The 21,335-nt window shown below is 64.9% G+C and carries 21 protein-coding genes; 16 read left to right on the forward strand and 5 right to left on the reverse strand.

What is annotated here, in order from left to right; all coding sequences use genetic code 11:
- The first annotated feature begins 29 nt into the window (after window positions 1-29).
- The 6 genes from murC (at window position 30) to lpxC (ending at window position 6,899) form a co-directional block, all read left to right on the forward strand.
- Window positions 30-1,466, forward strand: coding sequence for a UDP-N-acetylmuramate--L-alanine ligase (murC, locus tag ACTXG9_RS14320; protein WP_019661073.1), 1,437 nt, complete (start codon window positions 30-32; stop codon window positions 1,464-1,466).
- Window positions 1,463-2,425: a D-alanine--D-alanine ligase gene (locus ACTXG9_RS14325; RefSeq protein WP_021203431.1), complete on the forward strand. Its 963-nt coding sequence runs from the start codon at window positions 1,463-1,465 to the stop codon at window positions 2,423-2,425. The genes murC and ACTXG9_RS14325 overlap by 4 nt, the downstream gene beginning before the upstream one ends.
- On the forward strand, window positions 2,422-3,171 hold the full coding sequence (locus tag ACTXG9_RS14330) for a cell division protein FtsQ/DivIB (RefSeq protein WP_456115510.1): 750 nt from the start codon (window positions 2,422-2,424) through the stop codon (window positions 3,169-3,171). The genes ACTXG9_RS14325 and ACTXG9_RS14330 overlap by 4 nt, the downstream gene beginning before the upstream one ends.
- Complete coding sequence (gene ftsA, locus ACTXG9_RS14335; protein WP_005408083.1) at window positions 3,168-4,403, forward strand: cell division protein FtsA; 1,236 nt, start codon at window positions 3,168-3,170, stop codon at window positions 4,401-4,403. The genes ACTXG9_RS14330 and ftsA overlap by 4 nt, the downstream gene beginning before the upstream one ends.
- A gap of 177 nt (window positions 4,404-4,580) precedes the next feature.
- Window positions 4,581-5,816: a cell division protein FtsZ gene (gene ftsZ / locus ACTXG9_RS14340; RefSeq protein WP_058980418.1), complete on the forward strand. Its 1,236-nt coding sequence runs from the start codon at window positions 4,581-4,583 to the stop codon at window positions 5,814-5,816.
- Between the two features lie 171 nt (window positions 5,817-5,987).
- Window positions 5,988-6,899, forward strand: a complete 912-nt coding sequence (gene lpxC / locus ACTXG9_RS14345) for a UDP-3-O-acyl-N-acetylglucosamine deacetylase (protein ID WP_019661076.1) — start codon at window positions 5,988-5,990, stop codon at window positions 6,897-6,899.
- A 282-nt stretch (window positions 6,900-7,181) separates the two neighbouring features.
- Here the strand turns inward: lpxC and ACTXG9_RS14350 are convergent, their stop codons facing one another.
- Window positions 7,182-7,631, reverse strand: a complete 450-nt coding sequence (locus ACTXG9_RS14350; RefSeq protein ID WP_026347140.1) for a DUF721 domain-containing protein — start codon at window positions 7,629-7,631, stop codon at window positions 7,182-7,184.
- A 12-nt stretch (window positions 7,632-7,643) separates the two neighbouring features.
- On the opposite strand from ACTXG9_RS14350, the gene ACTXG9_RS14355 reads away from it, so the two are divergent.
- The 6 genes from ACTXG9_RS14355 (at window position 7,644) to ACTXG9_RS14380 (ending at window position 15,120) form a co-directional block, all read left to right on the forward strand.
- Window positions 7,644-8,600 (forward strand): M23 family metallopeptidase, encoded by a 957-nt coding sequence (locus ACTXG9_RS14355; RefSeq protein WP_019661077.1) that lies wholly within the window; start codon window positions 7,644-7,646, stop codon window positions 8,598-8,600.
- A 278-nt stretch (window positions 8,601-8,878) separates the two neighbouring features.
- Window positions 8,879-11,611 carry a preprotein translocase subunit SecA gene (gene secA / locus ACTXG9_RS14360; RefSeq protein ID WP_456115511.1) on the forward strand — a complete coding sequence of 911 codons (2,733 nt, stop codon included), beginning with the start codon at window positions 8,879-8,881 and terminating at the stop codon, window positions 11,609-11,611.
- A gap of 633 nt (window positions 11,612-12,244) precedes the next feature.
- Entirely contained in the window at window positions 12,245-12,370 is a 126-nt protein-coding gene (locus ACTXG9_RS14365) for a hypothetical protein (RefSeq protein WP_258390945.1), read from the forward strand.
- Window positions 12,371-12,603: 233 nt separating this feature from the next.
- Window positions 12,604-13,245, forward strand: a complete 642-nt coding sequence (locus ACTXG9_RS14370) for a HEAT repeat domain-containing protein (RefSeq protein WP_262257627.1) — start codon at window positions 12,604-12,606, stop codon at window positions 13,243-13,245.
- A complete protein-coding gene (locus tag ACTXG9_RS14375) occupies window positions 13,242-14,066 on the forward strand; it encodes a hypothetical protein (RefSeq protein ID WP_262257629.1) in 825 nt (274 codons plus the stop codon). The genes ACTXG9_RS14370 and ACTXG9_RS14375 overlap by 4 nt, the downstream gene beginning before the upstream one ends.
- A gap of 97 nt (window positions 14,067-14,163) precedes the next feature.
- Window positions 14,164-15,120, forward strand: a complete 957-nt coding sequence (locus tag ACTXG9_RS14380; RefSeq protein WP_456115512.1) for a Nudix family hydrolase — start codon at window positions 14,164-14,166, stop codon at window positions 15,118-15,120.
- Between the two features lie 51 nt (window positions 15,121-15,171).
- Here ACTXG9_RS14380 and ACTXG9_RS14385 read toward each other — a convergent pair whose 3' ends face one another.
- Window positions 15,172-15,756, reverse strand: a complete 585-nt coding sequence (locus ACTXG9_RS14385) for a DUF4124 domain-containing protein (protein WP_019338075.1) — start codon at window positions 15,754-15,756, stop codon at window positions 15,172-15,174.
- Window positions 15,757-15,796: 40 nt separating this feature from the next.
- On the reverse strand, window positions 15,797-16,624 hold the full coding sequence (gene metF / locus ACTXG9_RS14390; protein ID WP_456115513.1) for a methylenetetrahydrofolate reductase [NAD(P)H]: 828 nt from the start codon (window positions 16,622-16,624) through the stop codon (window positions 15,797-15,799).
- A gap of 203 nt (window positions 16,625-16,827) precedes the next feature.
- On the opposite strand from metF, the gene ACTXG9_RS14395 reads away from it, so the two are divergent.
- From ACTXG9_RS14395 to ACTXG9_RS14410, 4 genes are read left to right on the forward strand one after another with little or no spacing between them, the layout of a single operon-like run.
- Window positions 16,828-17,754 (forward strand): alpha/beta fold hydrolase, encoded by a 927-nt coding sequence (locus ACTXG9_RS14395; RefSeq protein ID WP_456115514.1) that lies wholly within the window; start codon window positions 16,828-16,830, stop codon window positions 17,752-17,754.
- A gap of 24 nt (window positions 17,755-17,778) precedes the next feature.
- On the forward strand, window positions 17,779-18,825 hold the full coding sequence (locus ACTXG9_RS14400) for a sensor histidine kinase (RefSeq protein WP_031270244.1): 1,047 nt from the start codon (window positions 17,779-17,781) through the stop codon (window positions 18,823-18,825).
- Window positions 18,822-19,553: a LytR/AlgR family response regulator transcription factor gene (locus ACTXG9_RS14405; RefSeq protein WP_111098010.1), complete on the forward strand. Its 732-nt coding sequence runs from the start codon at window positions 18,822-18,824 to the stop codon at window positions 19,551-19,553. Before ACTXG9_RS14400 ends, ACTXG9_RS14405 begins: the two co-directional genes overlap by 4 nt.
- 51 nt (window positions 19,554-19,604) lie before the next feature.
- Window positions 19,605-20,162: a DUF3228 family protein gene (locus ACTXG9_RS14410; protein WP_010481895.1), complete on the forward strand. Its 558-nt coding sequence runs from the start codon at window positions 19,605-19,607 to the stop codon at window positions 20,160-20,162.
- Window positions 20,163-20,237: 75 nt separating this feature from the next.
- On the opposite strand, the gene ACTXG9_RS14415 is transcribed toward ACTXG9_RS14410, so the two are convergent.
- A complete protein-coding gene (locus tag ACTXG9_RS14415; protein ID WP_188250052.1) occupies window positions 20,238-20,723 on the reverse strand; it encodes a hypothetical protein in 486 nt (161 codons plus the stop codon).
- A complete protein-coding gene (gene ybaK / locus ACTXG9_RS14420; RefSeq protein ID WP_019338083.1) occupies window positions 20,723-21,196 on the reverse strand; it encodes a Cys-tRNA(Pro) deacylase in 474 nt (157 codons plus the stop codon). The genes ACTXG9_RS14415 and ybaK overlap by 1 nt, the downstream gene beginning before the upstream one ends.
- Window positions 21,197-21,335 lie beyond the last annotated feature (139 nt).

Below are 21,335 nucleotides of genomic sequence, written 5' to 3' on the forward strand. Positions count from 1 at the left end.
CACCGCGCCTGCCCTGCGCGAGGCCGCGCATGATCCGTCGCCTGCACGACACCAACGACCTGGTGCGCGCGTTCCCGCGCGTGCATTTCGTCGGCATCGGCGGCACCGGCATGAGCGGTATCGCCGAAGTGATGCTGACGCTGGGCTATGAGGTGTCCGGCTCGGACAATGCCGACAACGTGGCGACCCGCCGCCTGGCCAGCCTGGGTGCGCGCATCATGCGCGGCCACTCGGCAGCCAACGTACTGGGCACCGACTGCGTGGTGGTCTCCAGTGCCATCCGCGAAGACAACCCGGAACTGATGGAAGCGCGCAGCCAGCGCATTCCGATCATGCCGCGTGCGGCGATGCTGGCCGAGCTGATGCGCTTCCGCCGCGGCATCGCCGTGGCCGGTACCCATGGCAAGACCACCACCACCAGCCTGACTGCGGCGGTGCTGAGCGAAGGTGGCCTGGACCCGACGTTCGTGATCGGTGGCCAGCTGCTGGCGGCCGGTGCCAACGCCAAGCTGGGCGGAGGCCAGTGGCTGGTGGCCGAGGCCGACGAAAGCGATGGCAGCTTCCTGCGCCTGAACCCGCTGATGTCGATCATCACCAACATTGATGCCGACCATCTGGAAAACTACGGCAACGACTTTGCCCGCGTGCAGGCGGCGTTCGCCGAATTCCTGCAGCGCCTGCCGTTCTACGGCCTGGCCGTGCTGTGCATTGATGACCCGGAAGTGGCCGCGCTGGCCGCCAAAACCCCGCGTCACGTGATGAGCTACGGCATGAGCCCGCAGGCCGACGTGCGCGCCGAGAACGTGGTGCAGGAAGGGCCGCGCATGCGCTTCACCCTGCGCCTGCCGCAGGGCACCAGCCAGGAAGTGGTGCTGGCGCTGCCGGGCAGGCACAACGTGCTCAACGCGCTGGCCGCCGCCGCAGTGGGCTGGCAGCTGGGCGTGGCGCCGGATGCCATCGCGCGCGCGTTGGAGAGCTTCGCCGGTGTCGGCCGTCGCTTCAACGATCTGGGCGAAGTGACCACCGCCAGTGGTGCCAAGGTCCGTATCATCGATGACTACGGCCATCACCCGAGCGAGCTGGAGGCCGTGTTCGCCGCGGCCCGCGGTGGCTGGGCTGACAAGCGCCTGGTGGTGGCCTTCCAGCCGCACCGCTACAGCCGCACCCGTGACCAGTTCGACAAGTTCGCTGCGGTGCTGTCCAGCGTCGACGCACTGGTACTGAGCGAGGTCTACCCGGCCGGTGAGGAACCGATTGCCGGTGCCGACTCGCATGCGCTGGCCCGCGCCATCCGCGCCCGCGGTCGCAGCGAGCCGGTGGTGGTGGGCAAGGCTGCCGAACTGGCCAGCGTGCTGCCGGACGTGCTGCAGGACGGTGACCTGCTGCTGATGATGGGGGCGGGCGATATTGGCGCCGTGGCCACCCACATCGCGGTGGAAGGCTTCAAGGGGGAGGGCGAGGCGTGAGCACGCTGACCTTCCCGCCGCTGCGCGTGACCGACCCGGCTGTGTTCGGTCGCGTCGCCGTGCTGCTCGGTGGCACTTCCAGCGAACGCGAGGTGTCGCTGGATTCCGGCCGCAACGTACTGGAAGCACTGCAGTCGCGCGGTGTCGATGCGTTCGCGGTGGACGGCATTCCGGCGCTGGCCAAGGCGCTGGCTGCCGGCGGCATCGACCGTGTGTTCAACATCCTGCACGGCCACAACGGTGGTGGTGAGGACGGCATCGTGCAGGGCCTGATGGACGCCTTCGGCGTGCCGTACACCGGCTCGGACGTGCTGGGCTCTGCGCTGAGCATGGACAAGATCCGTACCAAGCAGGTGTGGTTGTCGCTGGGCCTGCCGACCCCGCAATACCGCAAGGTCGACGCATCGAACGTGCATGCACTGGCGGCCGAGCTGGGCCTGCCGGTGGTGGTCAAGCCGGCCAACGAAGGCTCCAGCGTGGGCATCAGCCGGGTCACCGACGAGGCTGGCCTGGACGAGGCCGTGACCCTGGCCGCGCGCTACGACGGCCAGTTGCTGATGGAGCAGATGGTGGTGGGCGATGAGCTGACCGTGGCCATCCTCGGCGACGTTGCCCTGCCGTCGATCCGCATCGTGCCCAAGGGCCAGTGGTACGACTACAACGCCAAGTACATCGCCGAGGACACCCAGTACCTCTGCCCGGGCCTGGAGGGTGGCGACGAAGCGGAAATCCGCCGCATCGCGCTGGCCGCGTTCCGCGCGGCCGGTTGCCGTGGTTGGGGCCGCGTGGACGTGATGCGCGACCGCAGCAGCGGCCGCTTCTTCCTGCTGGAAGTGAACACCGCGCCGGGCATGACCAGCCATTCGCTGGTACCCAAGGCGGCCCGCCAGGCCGGCATCGGTTTCGAGGAACTGGTGTGGCGCGTGCTGGAACAGACCCTGGAGGCTTCGCACGCATGAACGCGGTGCTGCGCATCTTCGTCTGGCTGTTGGCGCTGTCGGTGGTTGCACTGCCGGTGGTGGCCGTGGTCAATGGCTGGGTCGGCGCCGAGCGCTGGCCGCTGGCGAAGCTGCGCGTGCATGGCGAGTTCAAGCGGGTACCGGCCGAGCAGCTGCAGCAGGTGCTGCTGCCGTATGCGCGCGCCGGCTTCTTCGCGGTCAAGCTGCAGGACGCGCAGGACGCACTGGAAAAACTGCCGTGGGTGGAAAGCGCGCGGGTGCGCAAGCAGTGGCCGGACGTGCTGGAAGTGACCCTGGTCGAGCACAAGCCGTTCGCGCGCTGGGGCAACGACCGCCTGGTTTCCGAGCAGGGCAAGTTGTTCCCCACGCCGAAGAAGCTGGCCGACCTGGCGTTGCCCGAACTGGACGGCCCGGACAGCCAGACCGAAGAAGTGATGAAGCTGTACAGCGACTCGCGTGCATTGTTCGCACCGGCCGGCGTCGATGTGCGCCGGGTAACGATGGATGCACGCGGCAGCTGGTCGCTGGTGCTGAGCAACGGCACCGAAGTGGTGGTCGGCCGTGACGATGCGCGCTCGCGCCTGCAGCGCTTCGTCAAGGTACTGCCACAGCTCAACCGCCAGGACGCGCCGATCGAGCGCGCCGACCTCCGCTACACCAATGGTTTCACGCTGAGCTGGGGTACCCCGGCCACGCAGGCGAAAACGCCGGCGACCCCAGCCAGCAGGACGCAGGAAAGGACATGAATCGCAAGGGTGACAAATCGCTGATCGTTGGCCTGGACATCGGCACCTCCAAGGTGGTGGCGCTGGTGGGCGAGTATTCGCCGGGCAACCCGATCGAAGTGATCGGCATCGGCTCGCACGAATCGCGCGGGTTGAAGCGCGGCGTGGTGGTGGACATCGAATCGACCGTGCAGTCGATCCAGCGCGCGGTGGAAGAAGCCGAGCTGATGGCCGGCTGCGAGATCCGCTCGGTGTACGCCTCGATCTCCGGCAACCACGTGCAGTGCAAGAACTCGCCCGGCATCGTGCCGATCCGCGACGGGGAAGTGACCTGGGGCGACCTGGATCGCGTGCTCGATGCGGCCAAGGCGGTGGCGATTCCGGCCGACCAGAAGATCCTGCACGCGATCCCGCGCGAGTACGTGCTGGACGATTCGCAGGAAGGCATCCGCAACCCGGTCGGCATGACCGGCGTGCGCCTGGAGGTGCATGCGCACCTGGTGGTGTGCGCGCAGTCGGCCGCAGCCAACATCAGCAAGTGCGTGCAGCGCTGTGGCCTGCAGGTGGACGACCTGGTGCTGTCCTCGCTGGCCTCCAGCGTGGCGGTGCTGACCGCTGACGAACGCGAGCTGGGCGTGGTGCTGGTCGACATGGGCGCCGGCACCACCGACATCGCGGTGTTCGTGCAGGGCGCGATCTGCCACACGGCCTCGCTGCCGATTGCCGGCGACCACGTCACCAACGATATCGCGCACATGCTGCGCACGCCCACCCCGGAAGCCGAGCAGATCAAGGTGCGCTACGCCTGCGCCCTGGCCCAGCTGGCCACCGCCGAGGAAAGCATCCAGGTGCCGTCGGTGGGCGACCGTCCACCGCGCCGCATGCCGCGCCATTCGCTGGCGCAGGCGGTGCAGGGCCGCTACGAGGAGATCTTCGAGATGGTGCAGGCCGAACTGCGCCGCTCCGGCTTCGAGGAACTGGTGCGCGCCGGCATGGTGCTGACCGGTGGCGCCTCGAAGATGGAGGGCGTGGTCGAACTGGCCGAGGAAATGCTGCAGATGCCGGTGCGCGTGGGCATCCCGCAGCACGTCACCGGCCTGGGCGAAGTGGTCGGCAACCCGGTGCACGCCACCGGCGTGGGCCTGCTGCTGATGGGCAGCCAGATCGAGCACCCGCGGCGGCCATCGCTGCCGACCGGGCGCGCTGGAAGCATGTTCAAGAAACTCAAGACCTGGTTCCGCGGCGAGTTCTGACGCGGAACCCGCAACTCCGGGCCCGGCCCGGCGCAACACCCGCAGTACCCGCATCACAACGCAACAACGCAACAACGCAATACACAACCCACACAGCCGCAACGGCAACATGACACGCGAAGGCAGGAGGCCCGACCGTCCATGCCACCGACAAGCGGATACAACGAGGACACGGACATGGCGCATTTTGAACTGATCGAAAAGATGGCACCCAATGCGGTGATCAAGGTGGTTGGCGTGGGCGGCGGCGGCGGCAATGCCGTGGCGCACATGGTCAACTCGGCGGTGGACGGCGTGGAATTCATCACCGCCAACACCGACTCGCAGGCCATCAAGAATTGTGGTGCCAAGCTGCAGCTGCAGCTGGGTACCAACGTGACCAAGGGCCTGGGCGCAGGCGCGAACCCGGAAGTCGGCCGCCAGGCCGCGCTGGAAGACCGTGAGCGCATCATGGACGCGCTGCAGGGCGCGGACATGGTGTTCATCACCGCCGGCATGGGCGGCGGCACCGGCACCGGCGCTGCGCCGGTGGTGGCACAGCTGGCCAAGGAAATGGGCATCCTGACCGTGGCCGTTGTCACCAAGCCGTTCCCGTTCGAAGGCCGTCGCCGCATGCAGGTGGCGCTGAAGGGCATCGAGGAACTGAGCCAGCACTGCGACTCGCTGATCACCATCCCGAACGAGAAGCTGATCACCGTGCTGGGTCGCAACGCGACCATGATCCAGGCCTTCCGCGCCGCCAACGACGTGCTGCAGGGCGCCGTGCAGGGCATCGCCGACCTGATCGTGCGTCCGGGCCTGATCAACGTCGACTTCGCCGACGTGCGTACCGTCATGTCCGAAATGGGCCTGGCGATGATGGGCACCGGCACCGCCCGTGGCGATGACCGCGCCCAGGCCGCCGCCGAAGCCGCCATCCAGAACCCGCTGCTGGACGATGTGAACCTGGCCGGTGCCAACGGCATCCTGGTCAACATCACCGCCGGCGCCGACTTCACCATGGCCGAGTTCGACGAGATCGGCCGCACCATCGATGGCTTCGCTTCCGAAGACGCCACCGTGGTGGTCGGTACCGTGCTGGATCCGGACATGCAGGACGAAGTGCGCGTGACCGTGGTCGCTACCGGCCTGAACCGCGTTTCGGCCAGCAAGACCCAGCGTCCGGGCGAGCGTGCGCCGATCAAGCTGGTCCGCAATGCCACGACCGGCCAGCCGGAGTTCGGCGACTTCGACAACGGTGGCGACGCCGTGTCCAAGGCCGTCGGCGGCATGGGCCTGGGCCTGCGTCGCGCCAGCAGCGATACCGCGGCCGCTTCGGCCCCGTCGGCGCCGTCCTCCTCGGCCCCGGCTGCGGCGGAACTGCCGAACGACTACCTGGACATCCCGGCGTTCCTGCGCCGCCAGGCGGACTGAGCGGGGCGGCCCGGGGTTGTCCTCCCCGGGTAGCGCCACCATGTCCTGAAAACGCGGGCGCCGGGCCAGGATGGGCCCGGCCGCCCTGCTTCACGCGCGTCCTGCCGGCGTTTCAGCCGGGGTAGGGGAGCGTGCGTGTTAATCTAATGTGTCACTTCCGGTCCATCCCCCATGATCCAGCAACGCACCCTCAAGAACACGATCCGCGCCACCGGCGTTGGCCTGCACAGCGGCGACAAGGTCTACATGACCCTGCGCCCGGCACCGGTCAACCATGGCATCGTGTTCCGCCGCGTGGACCTGGACCCGGTGGTGGAAGTGCCGGCCAAGGCCGAGCTGGTCACCGAAGTGACCCTGTGCACCGGCCTGACCTGCAACGACGCCAAGATCCAGACCGTCGAACACCTGATGTCGGCGCTGGCTGGCCTGGGTGTGGACAACATCATCGTCGAACTGTCCTCGGCCGAGCTGCCGATCATGGACGGTTCGGCCGGCCCGTTCGTGTTCCTGCTGCAGTCGGCAGGCATCGTGGAACAGGATGCGCCCAAGCGCTTCATCCGCGTGCTGAAGACCGTGGAAGTGACCGAGGGCGACAAGGTGGCCCGCTTCACCCCGTACGAGGGTTACAAGCTGGGCTTCACCATCCAGTTCGACCACCCGATGATCCCGGCCAAGCAGTCGCGCCAGGAAATCGAGTTCTCGACGCTGGCCTACACCAAGGAAATCTCCCGCGCGCGCACCTTCGGTTTCATGCGCGACCTGGAATACATGCGCGAGCGCAACCTGGGCCTGGGCGGTTCGATGGACAACGCCATCGTGCTGGACGAGTTCCGCGTGCTCAACGAAGACGGCCTGCGCTACGCCGACGAATTCGTGCGCCACAAGATCCTCGATGCGATCGGCGACCTCTACCTGGCCGGTGGCCAGGTGCTGGGCGCTTACGAAGGCTTCAAATCCGGCCACGCGCTCAACAACAAGCTGGTGCGGGCGCTGATGGCCGACGCCACTGCCTGGGAATGGGTCAGCTTCGACTCGCCTGCCACCCCGGGTCCGGTCGAATACGCCACTCCGGCCTATGCCTAATTCCGTAGGCCGTTGAATTTAAAGATAAAAACGCCGCCACCCAAGGCGGCGTTGTTGTTTCCGGCGAAGACGACGCATTCAGTGTGCTTGAAAAGGCATCAAGGCCGGTTCGAGGTCACGGTTTTGTGAACCTGTTGGATCCGAAGCCTGAATTTAACGCCGTTTTAACAACAATCTAACGACAGGCCCCTGGATGGCCGCTAGGATGCGACCCGGCCCCCGAAATGTTTCACGCCGTGGTGACACGCGCGACGGGGAGCGGAGCCGGATGCTCCGTTGCCATCATGACCGTTTCTTCGGTTTGGAAGGAACGTCCTGCAGGCAAGCCAAGGCGTCGCGTAGCCCTTTGTGCGTGGCGGCTGAAACTGCGTGGGGTCCATTCCGGTTGTCGAGCGCTGGGGAGCGCGTGGGAGTGGGAGACGCAGTCTTGATGGTCACCTTGGTGGCCTTCAGCCCGATGGAACGGGCCGCGTCGAGCAACTGGGCTTCGGCAAGCCGCAACTTGGCATGCCAGACCGGGGATTCGACGAGAAAAACGAGGTGTTCCCCGTCCACATTGGCCAGCCGGCAGCGGCTGCGCAGAGGTGGCGGCAACTGGGGGCGCAACTGTCGGTCCAGCGCGTCGAGCCACAGGGCACGCCGCAGCGGGTTCCCGCTTTTGTCCGCCATTACCGCATCCAGCGCCGGTTTCGGTGCCGACGCGGGGCGAACGCTGGATTTCGGCTCAGACATGAAAACTCACTGATGGCATTCAAAAAGATCGTAATCAAAACGCGTGAAGGACAGGCCAAATCGTCGCCGATCACGCGTTTGCGGTTCTATTTCGAGGACCGCCCCCGCGCCCTGCTGGGCAGCGTGCTCGGGGTAGGCTGCATTATCGGCCTTGCTGGCGGCATTGGCGTCAGCGCGCTGAATGATTCCCGGCTGCAGGCCAAGGTCGAGCGCCAGGATGCGGAGCTGGCCAAGGTCAAGCGCGATGCGCAGACCCAGGTCAACGCGCTGGCGGCCCGTCTCGGCGAGCTGCAGGCCCAGGCCACCCGCCTCAACGCGCTCGGCGAACGGCTGACCCAGATGGGCAAGCTGGAGGATGGCGAGTTCGACTTCAACGAGACCCCCGGTCTCGGTGACGGTGACGCAGGCGGTCCGACCAGCGACATCCCGGTCAAGGACGTCAACGCCGACTTACAGGTGCTGGAGCAGCGCTTCGCTGCTTCAGGCCGCCAGTTGTCGGTGATGGAGTCGCTGATGTTCGACCACCAGCTGCAGCAGAACGCCGTGCCTTCGCGCATGCCGATCCGCAACAGCTACGTGACCTCCGGCTTCGGCACCCGTGCCGACCCGTTCGGCCGAGGCGCCGCCACCCACAAGGGCATGGACTTCCACGCCAAGGTCGGTGACCCGGTGATGGCCGTGGCCGAAGGCGTGGTCAGCTTCGCCGGCGTGAAGGGGGGCTACGGCAACGTGGTCGACGTCGACCACGGAAATGGCTACGTCACCCGCTACGCGCACAATTCCCGCCTGGTGGTGAAGGCCGGCGACCTGGTCCGTGCCGGCCAGGAAGTGGCCAAGGCCGGTTCCACCGGTCGTTCGACCGGCGCCCACGTGCACTTCGAGGTGTGGGAGAACGGCAACGTGGTCAACCCGCGCAAATTCCTCGGCGACGGCGGCAACACGCCGGTCGGCCGCGTCAGCCGCGGCTGATCCCGGGTCGGATCCCTTCCGCGCCGCGGGAGGGCTCTGACCCGATGCGGTTGACCTGGTAGTGCCGGCCGCTGGCCGGCAACCTCATGATCTTCGGCAGCATCGCGGATCACCGGCCAGCGGCCGGCACTACCCCCTCGGGGTTGAAACCTCAGCCGCCCGTCCCAAGCTACAATGGGTGTTGCCATCGACAGGGCGCCAGGCGCCCTGTTTCGTTTGCGGCGGACGGATCCCCAGGGGGAGGCCGGGCGTCGTGTCCATCCAACCCGGTTCCTTCAATGATCAACAGCCTGCTTACCCGCGTATTTGGCAGTCGTAACGAACGACAGCTGCGCCAGCTCAACCGCATCGTCGCCAAGATCAATGCGCTGGAGCCGGAGATCGAGAAGCTTTCCGACGAGCAGCTTCAGGCCAAGACGCCGGAGTTCAAGCAGCGCATTGCCGGTGGTGAAGCCCTGGACAAGGTGCTGCCGGAAGCCTTCGCGGTCTGCCGTGAAGCCGGCCGCCGCGTGCTGGGCATGCGCCACTACGACGTGCAGCTGATCGGCGGCATGGTGCTTCACCTGGGCAAGATCGCAGAAATGCGTACCGGTGAAGGCAAGACCCTGGTGGCGACCCTGCCGGTGTACCTCAACGCGCTGGAAGGCAAGGGCGTGCACGTGGTCACCGTGAACGACTACCTGGCCCGCCGCGACGCCGCGCAGATGGGCAAGCTGTACAACTGGCTGGGCCTGAGCGTGGGCGTGGTGTATCCGGGCATGCCGCACAGCGACAAGCGCGAAGCCTACGCTGCGGATATCACCTACGGCACCAACAACGAATTCGGTTTCGACTACCTGCGCGACAACATGGCGCTGTCCAAGGCCGACCGCTACCAGCGCGGCCTGCACTACGCCATCGTCGACGAAGTCGACTCCATCCTGATCGACGAAGCGCGTACCCCGCTGATCATCTCCGGTCCGGCCGACGATTCCCCGGAGCTGTACATCCGTGTCAACCGCGTCGTGCCGCACCTGGTAAAGCAGGAGAGCGAGGACGGCGAAGGTGATTTCTGGGTCGATGAGAAGGGCAAGCAGGTGCACCTGTCCGAAGCGGGCATGGAGCACGCCGAGCAGCTGCTGGTTGAAGCCGGCATCCTCAACGGCGAAACCGAAGGCCTGTACGCGGCGCAGAACCTGACCGTGGTCCACCATCTCAACGCCGCCCTGCGCGCGCACGCGATCTACCAGCGCGACGTTGACTACATCGTGCGCGACGGCGAAGTGGTCATCGTCGACGAGTTCACCGGTCGTACCCTGGCCGGCCGCCGCTGGTCCGATGGCCTGCACCAGGCGGTGGAAGCGAAGGAAGGCGTGCCGGTCCAGCGCGAGAACCAGACGCTGGCGAGCATCACCTTCCAGAACCTGTTCCGCATGTACAAGAAGCTGTCCGGCATGACCGGCACGGCCGATACCGAAGCCTTCGAGTTCCAGAGCATCTACGGCCTGGAAGTGGTGGTGATCCCGACCAACCGCCCGACCATCCGCAAGGACAGCCCGGACCAGGTGTTCCTCAACCGCAAGGGCAAGTTCAATGCGGTGCTGGCCGACATTGAAGAGTGCGCCAAGCGCGGCCAGCCGGTGCTGGTCGGTACCACCTCGATTGAAACTTCGGAAATGCTGTCCGAGCACCTGAGCAAGGCCGGTGTGAAGCACGAAGTGCTCAATGCCAAGCAGCACGACCGCGAAGCGACCATCGTCGCCAACGCCGGCCGTCCGGGCGCGGTGACCATCGCCACCAACATGGCCGGCCGTGGTACCGACATCGTGCTGGGCGGTTCGCTGGAAGCAGAGCTCCACGCGCTGGGCGAGGACGCGACCGACGAGCAGAAGGCCGCGGTCAAGGCCGACTGGCAGAAGCGCCACGAGGCAGTGAAGGCGGCGGGCGGCCTGCACATCGTCGGCACCGAGCGCCATGAGTCGCGCCGTATCGACAACCAGCTGCGTGGCCGTTCCGGCCGCCAGGGTGACCCGGGTTCGTCCCGCTTCTACCTCGCATTGGAAGACAATCTTCTCCGGGTGTTCGGGGGGGAGCGTGTGCAGAAGATGATGCGCATGATGGGCATGAAGGAAGAGGACGTCATTGAGGATCGATTGGTCACTCGAATGATCGAGAAGTCGCAGCGCAAGGTCGAGGCCCACAACTTCGACATCCGCAAGAACCTGCTGGACTTTGACGACGTCAACAACGACCAGCGCAAGGTGATCTACGCCCAGCGCGACGAGCTGCTGGACGCCGAGTCGGTGAAGGACAACGTCGACGGCATCCGCGACGACGTGATCTTCGACGTGGTGGCCCGCTTCGTGCCGCCGAACTCGATCGACGAGCAGTGGGACCTGCGTGGCCTGGAAGGGACCCTGGAGTCGGACTTCGGCCTGCAGATGTCGCTGACCGACCTGGTCAAGTCGCACGAAGAGCTGGACGCCGAAGCCATCGCTGCCAAGGTGCAGGAAGGCGTCAACCAGCACTTCGCCGAGAAGGAAGCCGGCGTGGGCGAAGAGACCATGCGCGCGCTGGAGAAGCACGTGATGCTGACCGTGCTGGACCAGAGCTGGAAGGAGCACCTGGCCCGCATGGATTACCTGCGCCAGGGCATCTACCTGCGTGGTTACGCGCAGAAGCAGCCGAAGCAGGAGTACAAGAAGGAAGCCTTCGAACTGTTCTCGGACATGCTGGAGAACGTCAAGCGCGAAGTGGTGACCCTGCTGTCGCGCGTGCGCATCCGCAGCGACGAGGAAGTGCAGGCGCTGGAGGCCGCCGAGCGCCAGCAGGCGCAGGCTCGCCTGAACCAGTCGCAGTTCCAGCACCAGGATGCGGGCGGCTACAGTGCCGACGAGGAAGCCGCGCAGGTGCAGGCTGCCCAGCAGGGGGTGGCGCAGATGCAGCGCGACGAGCCGAAGATCGGCCGCAATGATCCGTGCCCGTGCGGCAGTGGCAAGAAGTACAAGCACTGCCACGGCCAGCTGAGCTGAAAAGTCGCGAGCTGTAGTCCTGACAATGCCCCGCTCAATGCGGGGCATTTTTTTGCTCTTCTCTAATCTTCGGAAAGAGGCTCATGTTGCCTGGATCAAAGCTATCCAGGGCAAATGCTGGCGAGTGCCTATGCAGGGCGGTCACTCTGGGCAGTCGTAGTGACGCCATCCATTGAGTTCGGCGTTTGATCGGGAGCCCAGTGCGGACAGTTACTTGTGTCCACCATCGCAAAGTGGACTGCGCCGGACTGCAGAGCCTTGAGGCGATCGCAAACATCTGTCCTGACGGCTTAAGCGACGGAGCTATGTGCTTGGCGGACGCAGGAAGAAAATTGATTTCTCTGAAATTGGAGATCAAGGCCGGATCGGGTTGGCCGTATGACTCCTCTACCACTCCAGCCTTAATTGTCGGAATTGCCCAGTTCTGGTGAGGAGTTTTGAATTCGTGCTTGCGAAATGTGCATGGATGTTTATGGGGATGAAGGCAAAAGCCCAGTAAAACCTAAGAATATTCTGAAATATGTGTAGGTTGGCGTCGCTTCTTTTGATGTGAGATTTATGTCACGGATTGGATGCTGTGGTCTGAATAGTTTGGTTAGGCCATGACCCGATGGCTAACACGGTAATTAATAAATGAACATCAAGCATGAATTTGTTGGCATGGAGCAGGAAGTTGGCTACACGCAGAGTATTGATATGCAGGCAGGGCTCCCTGCAGTAGTGCTACTTGCGGCGATCTGGGTCTATGCGGCTTCCTGACATTTAGCAAAAGGGGAGGGACAGCCGTCCCTCCCTCTCTTAAGCAGGCGGGGGTGGTTTTGGATAATGTTGGAAAGATAAGAAGCTCAAGGTTGGATGCGTACGATGATTGGTTGAGGAATTTCTACAAGTCAGGAGGACTGGCTGCATCGTTGGCACTCTGGTTGCGGAACTTCACTCGCGGAGATGGTCTCCCGGTACGAGGCGGAGCGGGAGATGAGCATGTGGTTGTCGTGTTTGAAGATGAGTTTGTTGTCATTCATCTGCGCTGGCTGTGTCCCGGAAAAAATGGTCAATCAAAGATTTCAAAAGTAGCCACTTCACCAGTTTCATCTGTTTTGCTGCCATTTGCAGGAGGTGCGATCACGTATACGAGATTCTCATTGAGCGGCGTGAGCAATATGGATTTGTTTACGAAGGATGCGATGATTCACTCGCTGGGCGCTAGTACTTGTGATCTGGGGTGTACATTAAGAATCGTGCCGGACACTGAATGTTTGTTGATCGATGCTCCTGCTGAGGGAACCTACGTCCTGCAGGTTTCGATGCGCCAATCACAGCGGCTTATCTGGACATTTGACCTTGAAACGCGACGGGCTTGTGCAGTTTCATCAGCGTCTGTCGCCGCTACACGTGATCAGCTGGCTTGTCGAGCGTTGGGAGCGCTCTGTCAAGACGGCTCTATTGAAGTGCTCTGCCAGATCGCCCGGGAGCATGAGTTCCACTTTGTTCGAATGGAGGCTATTAGGTCTTTGTTCGGCATGGGATACAGGAACATGCTTGAGCTGCTCCGGGAGCGCTCTCAGTGTGACCCGCACAGGCATGTCCAAAATGCTTGCCTTCAAAACCTAAAGCTATGTGAGGCGAATCAATGACATTGATTTGGGATATCGAGAGGGCTGGTTTAGTAAGATTTGGCGATGCTATCAGATACCTGGAAAGTATGGGTGACAGACTTTTTCATGAAGATCTGGATTCTACCGCCGAAGTTCTTCGGGGGCTCTTCGATGATCGTGATTTCATTAGCAGTTTTCTTCAGAAGGTGTTGATTTGTAATCCCGAGGGGAATGACTACTCGTCGCAAGTATTTGTCATGCATCGCTCAAAGTACTTCACGCTCAGGGTGGTTCTCTGGGAGGCGCCTCAAGGTCTGCCGGGTGAGGAGATTTTCCTCTACGAGCTCCCTCATGACCATGACTTCTCCTTCTTTACCCTCGGCTATTACGGGCCGGGTTATGAAACTGTAGTGAAACACTACGATCACTCCAGCGTTGTTGGACTGCCCGGCGAAGGCGTTAGCACCGATGGTAACGAGCGATGGCTGCTGAAGGAGCAGAGGGTTGTTTTCTACGAAGGAGGGAAAGACATCCACTGTCAAATGCCTCCCAGTTCTCTATCCATCAGTTTCAATGTCCTTCAGGACATTAACGCATTTGGAATCAGGAGAAGGCAGTACGAATTTGATAGTGACTTCTCCCAGATTCGAAGGGTAATAAACGTGAATCCAGTATCGTTGTTGGTACGCGCTGCCTGCGCGCTGGGTGGCGAGGGTGTGAAGTATGTCGAGGAGGTTGCTTCGACCGGTGGCGAGTATGAGCGAGCAGTGGCTTTCAAAGCGCTTGTCGCGATGGATTCGAAGTATCGGCTATCGGCCCTGAAGGATGAGAGCATCTATGTTCGTGCAATGGTCCTTTAACCGTCCATTTGATCGCGAAACTCATTCATCAGGAAGGCATTGAACTCTCGCTTGGCAGATGTTGCATCGATTTGGTGTTGTTCGGCATGCTTCCTCCATGCCTTCCCCCACCCGATCGATCCACGTCGTGGCCGCCGTCATCACCGACGCCCGTGGCCGCGTGCTGCTCAACCGCCGTACCGAGAACCGCGACATGGCCGGCCTGTGGGAGTTCCCCGGCGGCAAGCGCGAATCCGGCGAGACCTCCGAACAGGCGCTGGCGCGTGAACTGCGCGAAGAGCTGGGCATCGAGGCCGATGTCGGGCCCTGGCTGATGGATGTGCCGCAGCGCTATCCGGACAAGCACCTGACCCTGGAGGTGCGCCATGTGCGCAGCTGGAAAGGCACCCCGCGTGGCCGCGAAGGCCAGGCGATCACCTGGGTGGCGCAGGACAAGCTGGGCCGCTATTCGATGCCGCCGGCCGACCTGCCGGTGGTGGCCGCCCTGCGCCAGCCCGACAGCTACCTGATCACCCCGGCGCCGGCCGATGATGAGGGCGGCATGCAGCACTGGCACGAACAGCTGCAGCGCGTGGTGGCTGCGGGCCAGCAGCGCATCCAACTGCGGTTGCCGACGGCCTATCCGCAGCGGCAGGCGATGGTCGAGCAGGTCGTGCGTGCGCATCGCCGCAGCGGCGTGCAATGGTTGCTCAACCGCGATATCGAACTGGCGCGTGCGTTGGGCGTGGGCGTGCACCTGGGCAGCGAACAGCTGCTGCAGCTGTCGCAGCGCCCACTACCCCAAGGCCAGCTGGTGGCTGCATCCTGCCACGACCTGCAGCAACTGCAGGAGGCACAACAGTTGGGCTGCGACTTCGCTGTGCTGGGCCCGGTGCAGGCCACGCCCAGCCATCCAGATGCCGTGCCGCTGGGTTGGGATGCCTTCGCCGAGCTGCGCGCGCAGGTGTCACTGCCCATCTATGCGCTGGGAGGCATGGGCCGCAGTCACATTGCCGAAGCGCGCCGCCATGGCGGGCAAGGTATTGCCGCCATTCGCGGGCTGTGGCCGGAGTGAGCCGGCATGCGGGGTCAGATCCCTGCGCAGCAGGGCTCTGACCCCTCCCGATCACAACGTGATCCAGAAACACCCGTACTGCCGCCGCAACCCCAGCACCGTCGAAGCGCGCGACACGCTGCCGGGCAAGGTCTGTTCCAGGCGCAGGCCGATCGGATGCCGCGCCACGGAGGCCACAGAGTCGGATCCCTGCGCAGCAGGGCTCTGGCCCTCATCCTGCGATTGCGGCAGCGCCTGCGAGGGATACACCGGCACCACGTCCACCAATGGCCGCCGCGCCAACGATTCTAGTTGGCCGAGGATGCGCTGCGCACCCGCATCAGAGACCGCGCCCCACAGGTACAGCGAGGACAGCCGGTTCACATCGTTGCTGAGGATGCCAGTACGCAGCGCATCCACCAGTTCGCTCAGTCGCCGCGGGCAGCGTGCCCCCAGGGTGTCGCGCTGCAGGGTGTTGCCGGCGGGCGCAGGCGGCGGCAGCCGCGACTGCGCACCCAGGCTGTCGCAGGGACGGTCGGTATACACGCTCTGGCCCTGGGCATCGGTACAGCGGTTCAGGCGCGTGGACTGCGCCTGGGCGACGCTTGACAGCACGCACAGCGGCAGCAGCAACAGCAGGAAGGAAAGCCGGATCATTCCTGCAGGGTAGCGCCGATCACGCTTGCGCGTCGTGCTCTCAGCCCTGCAGCAGCTTCAGCACCGAGGTGGTCGGCTTGGCCAGGTTCAGGGTGTAGAAGTGCAGGCCGGGTGCGCCGCCCTCGATCAGGCGCTGGCATAGCCGGGCCACCACTTCAGTGCCGAATGCACGCACTGACTCCGCGTCATCGCCATAGGCCTGCATCTTGCGGCTGATCCAACGTGGAATCTCCGCACCACATTGTTCGGAGAAGCGACGCAGCTGGCTGAAGTTGGCAATCGGCATGATGCCGGGGGTGATCGGTACCTGCACGCCCAGCCGCCGTACTTCGTCGACGAAATGGAAGTACGCGTCCGGGTTGAAGAAGTACTGGGTGATCGCCGCATCGGCACCGGCATCGATCTTGGCCTTGAAGTGCTTCAGGTCGGCCAGTGCGTCGGAGGCCTGCGGATGCGTTTCTGGGTACGCGCCTACTTCGATATGGAACGCATCGCCGTGCTCGGCGCGGATGAAGTCGATCAGTTCGGCGGCATAGCGCATGTCGCCGGGAAAGCCCATGCCCGAGGGCAGGTCGCCACGCAGCGCGACCAAGCGGCGGCAGCCGATGGCGCGGTACAGCTTGAGCAGCTCGCGGATCTCCTGGCGGGTGCCGCCCACGCATGACAGGTGCGGCGCCGCATCGAACCCATGGTGCTGGTTGAGGTGGCGCACGGTCTCGGAGGTGTAGCTCAGGGTCGAGCCACCGGCGCCGAAGGTACACGACACGTACTCGGGGGCGTAGTCCTTCAGCTTGGCCGCAGCACGGTCCAGCTGGCTGCGCTGTTCGTCGGTCTTGGGCGGATAGAACTCGAAGCTGATGGCGGTCATGGCGCGGATGGCGGCGGTCGGTGCGAAGCAGTATATCTCTTCATCAAGATGGATGCTTGAAGATTGCGTGAGGGCCAGCCGTCCCCAACCCGCGACCGTTCGCCCCGCCGTGCGGCCGATGCTCCGAAATCGCAACCGGCATGCGTCGGCCGGGCCCACGCTGCTCCCATCCCGGCAGCACCCACCCGATGAAGGAGCAGACGATGAAGATCTTCCTGGCACTCTGGTACGCAATGAAGGCGCTGGCCCGGCTGGCGATGATCGGCATGGCGATGGCCGTGCTCGGCTCCGGTTCGGCCCATGCGGCGGCCGCCACCGGCACCGGCAAGGTGCAGGTCGAGGTGGTCGGCAAGGGCCGTCCGCTGCTGATGATCCCCGGCCTGAACAGCAGCGCCGAGGTCTGGCGCGAGACTTGCCTGGCGCTGAAGGACGTGCAGTGCCATCTGGTGCAGCTGCCGGGCTTTGCCGGCGCTGCGCCTGCCGACCCGCGCCCGGCCGAATTCCTGACGGCGATGCGCGGGCAGCTGCTGGCCTACCTGCACGACCAACAGCTGGGCCCGGTGGTGGTGATCGGCCACAGTCTTGGCGGCCTGCTGGGGCTGCAGGTGGCGCAGGCCGAGCCGAAGGCGGTCAGCGCACTGGTGGTGGTCGATGCATTGCCGTTCCTGCCGGCGGCGCGTGACCCGAACGCCACCGCAGACAGCGTGCGGCCGATGGCCGACCACCTGCGCAAGGGCATGCTCGCCGCCGATGCCGCGCAGTGGCAGGCGCAGCTGAAAGCCGGCCTGCCGGGCATGACACGCGATCCGCAGCGGCAGGCCGAACTGGGGCGCTGGGGCGAAGCCAGCGACCGCCAGACCACCGCTGACGCCATGCATGCGGTGATGACCACCGACCTGCGTGACAGCATCGCCTCGATCACCGCACCGACGCTGGTGCTGGGCAGCTGGGCCGGCTACCAGCCGATGGGCGGCACCGAGGACAGCACGCGCGCGGTGTTCCATGCGCAGTACGCGAAACTGCAGGGCGTGCAGATCGCGATGAGCGCGCAGGGGTTCCACGTCCTGATGTGGGATGATCCGCGCTGGCTGCGCGGTCAGGTGCAGGCCTTCCTCGACCACCACCACTGAGTTTCAACACGCCTCGGAATGGACATGCCGGATTCCTCCTCGACGGTACGCTTCTGGCTGCTCAATGCGCTGGTGTGGGCGCTCTATGGCGTTGCCGGAATCGGCCTGCGCCAGGCCTATTTCAGCGATGCCGGAAGCGCAGGCGTGTTGATCACGCTGGGCCTGGCGTTGGCCCTGTTCGGGTGCAGCGGTGCCATCCGTGCGCTGGCGCTGCGTGCCGACTGGTGGGCGCGCGGCACGGCCGGGCTGTTGCTGCGGCTGGCGCTGTCGGTGGCATTGGGCGCGGCAGTGGCGCAGCTGCTGGTGAACATCGCGCTGCACTCGGCGCTGGCCTGGAACTGGGTGAGCCTGGGGCGGAAGACGGCCGACTTCAGCCCCAAGGCGCTGCTGCTCTACTGGTACACCACTGCGGTGATGCTGGCCCTGTGGGCAGCGCTCTGGGCAGGCCTGCACAGCCTGCGCCGGATACGCAGTGCGGACCTGGCGCGCCTGCGTGCCGAGGCCGAGCGCAGCGCGCTGGAGCGCGATGCACTGCGTGCACGGCTCAACCCGCATTTCATGTTCAATGCGCTGAACAACCTGCGTGCGCTGATCCTGGAAGATCCTGAGCGTGCGCGCGACATGGTCACCCGCCTGTCGCGCACGCTGCGCCAGGCGCTGGCACACAACCGCAGCGAGCAGGTCACGCTGGCGGAGGAACTGGCGGTCGTGGACGACTACCTGGCCATCGAGGCAGTCCACTTCGAACAGCGCCTGCAGGTGAACCGGCAGATCGATGCCGACGCCCTGCAGGCACAGCTGCCGGCGATGGCGCTGCAGCTGCTGGTGGAAAACGCGATCAAGCATGGCATCGCCAGCCGCCCGGGCGGCGGCGGGATAGAGATCCGGGCCACGCTGGACAATGACGTACTGCGCCTGCAGGTGGACAATCCGCTGGGCGGCGCCAACGAGCCCACCCATGGCCATGGCGTCGGCCTTGCCTACCTGCGTGCGCAGCTTGGCACGCAGGGGAGTTTCATGTTGCAGCCGGTCGGCGACCGCATGCAGGCCCTGCTGGAGATTCCGCAATGAGTGGCGTGCTGCGTGTGTTGATCGTTGATGATGCACGGCTGGCGCGGCAGGAGCTGCGCACGCTGTTGTCGGCGCTGCCATGGGTGCAGTGCGTGGGCGAGGCCGACGATGTGCCCGCTGCACGCGAGGCGATCGCCACACTGGCGCCGGACCTGGTGCTGCTGGATGTGCAGATGCCCTCCGGCAGCGGCTTCGATGTGCTGGATGGGCTGGAGACGGTGCCGGCGGTGGTCTTCGTTACCGCCTACGACACCTATGCGGTGCGCGCCTTCCAGGCCAACGCGCTGGACTATCTGGTGAAGCCGGTCGAGGCGCCGCGCTTGCTGGAAGCGTTGCAGCGGGCGCGCCAGCGCGAGGTGGTGGCGGGCGAAACGCCGGAGCCGCGCAGCACGCTGGGCGCGCAGGACCAGGTGTTCGTGCGCGAGGGCGAACGCTGCTGGTTCGTCGCGGTCTCGGAGATCCGTCTGCTGCTGGTGGATGGCAACTACACACGGCTATGGTTCCGCGACCAGAACGCCCTGCTGACCCGCAGCCTGAGCGCGCTGGAAGCTCGCCTGCCGCCGGAGTTGTTCTTCCGCGCCAACCGCAACACGCTGGTCAACCTGCGCCGCATTCGTGGCGTGACGCCCAGCATTGCAGATGGCTACGACCTGACGCTGGACGACGGCAGCGAGGTGGAGGTATCGCGGCGGCAGGCACGTGAACTGCGCGAGCGGATGGCGTTGTAGGGGCTGCCAGCAGTTACCCTGTGCAGCAGAACTCCTGATCACACCTGCGCCATGTCCATCGTCCTCACCGATTTCGCCCGTCCCCGCCTGTTCCCGCGCGTGCCGCGCGGCAACACCATCCAGGACTGCACTGCCGAGCAGTTCGAGGCACACCTCAATGCGCAGGCGCCGCTGAAGGTGCTCGACGGCTACGCCCCGTTCTGCAAGCTGTTCGTCTACGAGAACTGGACCAGCACGCGCTGCCTGACGGTGCCGGTCACCGAGGCCAACCGCCACCTGCTGCGCAGTGGTTACGAAGCGCGCAACCGCGAGGAATTGCCGGTGCTGGTGCGTTGGTTCGAGGGCGTCGAATCGCCGCGTGCGAACTACCTGGTGGTGATCCTGTACAGCGCCGAGCAGCTGGCCAGGGAAGGTTCGCCGATCGAGGCCGACTGGGGCATCGTCGGCTGCATCTACACCGCCGAACCGGAAGAGGTGCCAATGGCGCCGATCACGATGATGCGCAATGCGCTGGGCGTGGAGGAGGGGGGCTCCGGCGTGCCGCTGGACCGTGAGGCGTACCGGCGTTCTGTCGAGTTCTGGGAGAACAACGCGAACTGGCGGCCGTGAGCAATATTTGCCATCCACGCATCGCGTGAATGTGCGGGCCGTAGTAGAGCCACGCCATGCGTGGCTGCTTGGCCTTCAGGCAGCTTTCCATTCCCACCACGGGTAATGGTACTCGCGGTCGATGGCCTGCCAATGCTGGCCGCATTGCGTGCAGGCAACGGTGTGGCAATCGCCCCAACCCTCCTCGGCCTCCTGCAACGAGAGCAGCTGCATCTGCCCTTGTTCGATCAGGCGACGCGGATCGAAGAACGGGTAGCCGGGGTTGAGCGCACACAGGCATCCCTTACGCGCCTGCCAGTAGCGTAGCCGTTGCAGGCCCGCCTTGAGGTGTGCCTGGTTGCTGATCAGCATGCCGCCCAGGGCGATGCCCTCGCAGCTGCGTTCGATCAGGTCGACATGTGTGGCCAACGCGTCCAACGATGAGGCACTGAACAGCCGTGCGACGCTACGTGCGGCATCGGTGATGCGCGTTGCGTCGCGCGACAGCAGGTCCTGCAACAGCACATCGGCCTGTGCATCGTCGAGACGGGGTACCCGCGCTGCAGACCAGGGCCAGCGCATCAGCGAGACTTGCCGATGGCAGCGTAGTGGCCGGCGGTGAGGCGCAGCAGGTCAGCCGGCGCCAGTTCCACTTCCAGACCGCGGCGACCGGCGCTGACATGCAGCGCGGGCAATGCCTGAGCGCTGGCATCCAGGAAGGTGCGCAGGCGCTTCTTCTGCCCAAGCGGGCTGATGCCACCGACCAGGTAACCCGTCGCGCGCTGTGCGGCGTCGGCGGCGGCCATCTCGCATTTCTTGCAGCCGGCCGCTTCGGCCAGAGCCTTCAGGTCCAGCTGGCCGGCCACCGGCACGATCGCCACCAGCAGTTCGTGTGCCTCGGTGCTGGCCAGCAGGGTCTTGAACACCTGGGCCGGATCGAGGCCAAGCTTGTCGACGGCTTCGCCGCCGTACGATTCGGCGTGGGCGTCGTGCACGTAGCTGCGCACCGTGTGGGCGATCTTCTCGCGCTTGAGCAGGTTGATGGCCGGGGTCATGGCTGCATCGTAGCGCGCGCTGGGCGCGTTGCCTTGACCGAGGCTACTGCGGGTGGATGCGCGGCGGTGGCGCGCCAACGCAGAACGGGCGCCCGAAGGCGCCCGTCCGTGTCGCATGCACCGGTAGTGCCGGCCGCTG

The sequence above is a fragment of the Stenotrophomonas maltophilia group sp. LNF247 genome (assembly GCF_054083135.1).

Bases quoted from the DNA above. Each gene is read 5' to 3' on its own strand.
- ACTXG9_RS14410 (WP_010481895.1), top strand. From the start codon at position 19,605: ATGTCCATCGTCCTCACCGATTTCGCCCGTCCCCGCCTGTTCCCGCGC.
- ACTXG9_RS14395 (WP_456115514.1), top strand. From the start codon at position 16,828: ATGAAGATCTTCCTGGCACTCTGGTACGCAATGAAGGCGCTGGCCCGG.
- metF (WP_456115513.1), bottom strand. From the start codon at position 16,624: ATGACCGCCATCAGCTTCGAGTTCTATCCGCCCAAGACCGACGAACAG.
- ACTXG9_RS14385 (WP_019338075.1), bottom strand. From the start codon at position 15,756: ATGATCCGGCTTTCCTTCCTGCTGTTGCTGCTGCCGCTGTGCGTGCTG.
- secA (WP_456115511.1), top strand. From the start codon at position 8,879: ATGATCAACAGCCTGCTTACCCGCGTATTTGGCAGTCGTAACGAACGA.
- murC (WP_019661073.1), top strand. From the start codon at position 30: ATGATCCGTCGCCTGCACGACACCAACGACCTGGTGCGCGCGTTCCCG.
- ACTXG9_RS14380 (WP_456115512.1), top strand. From the start codon at position 14,164: ATGCCTTCCCCCACCCGATCGATCCACGTCGTGGCCGCCGTCATCACC.
- ACTXG9_RS14415 (WP_188250052.1), bottom strand. From the start codon at position 20,723: ATGCGCTGGCCCTGGTCTGCAGCGCGGGTACCCCGTCTCGACGATGCA.
- ACTXG9_RS14405 (WP_111098010.1), top strand. From the start codon at position 18,822: ATGAGTGGCGTGCTGCGTGTGTTGATCGTTGATGATGCACGGCTGGCG.
- ACTXG9_RS14355 (WP_019661077.1), top strand. From the start codon at position 7,644: ATGGCATTCAAAAAGATCGTAATCAAAACGCGTGAAGGACAGGCCAAA.
- ACTXG9_RS14350 (WP_026347140.1), bottom strand. From the start codon at position 7,631: ATGTCTGAGCCGAAATCCAGCGTTCGCCCCGCGTCGGCACCGAAACCG.
- ACTXG9_RS14375 (WP_262257629.1), top strand. From the start codon at position 13,242: ATGACATTGATTTGGGATATCGAGAGGGCTGGTTTAGTAAGATTTGGC.
- ACTXG9_RS14330 (WP_456115510.1), top strand. From the start codon at position 2,422: ATGAACGCGGTGCTGCGCATCTTCGTCTGGCTGTTGGCGCTGTCGGTG.
- ftsZ (WP_058980418.1), top strand. From the start codon at position 4,581: ATGGCGCATTTTGAACTGATCGAAAAGATGGCACCCAATGCGGTGATC.
- ACTXG9_RS14400 (WP_031270244.1), top strand. From the start codon at position 17,779: ATGCCGGATTCCTCCTCGACGGTACGCTTCTGGCTGCTCAATGCGCTG.
- ftsA (WP_005408083.1), top strand. From the start codon at position 3,168: ATGAATCGCAAGGGTGACAAATCGCTGATCGTTGGCCTGGACATCGGC.
- ACTXG9_RS14365 (WP_258390945.1), top strand. From the start codon at position 12,245: ATGAACATCAAGCATGAATTTGTTGGCATGGAGCAGGAAGTTGGCTAC.
- lpxC (WP_019661076.1), top strand. From the start codon at position 5,988: ATGATCCAGCAACGCACCCTCAAGAACACGATCCGCGCCACCGGCGTT.
- ybaK (WP_019338083.1), bottom strand. From the start codon at position 21,196: ATGACCCCGGCCATCAACCTGCTCAAGCGCGAGAAGATCGCCCACACG.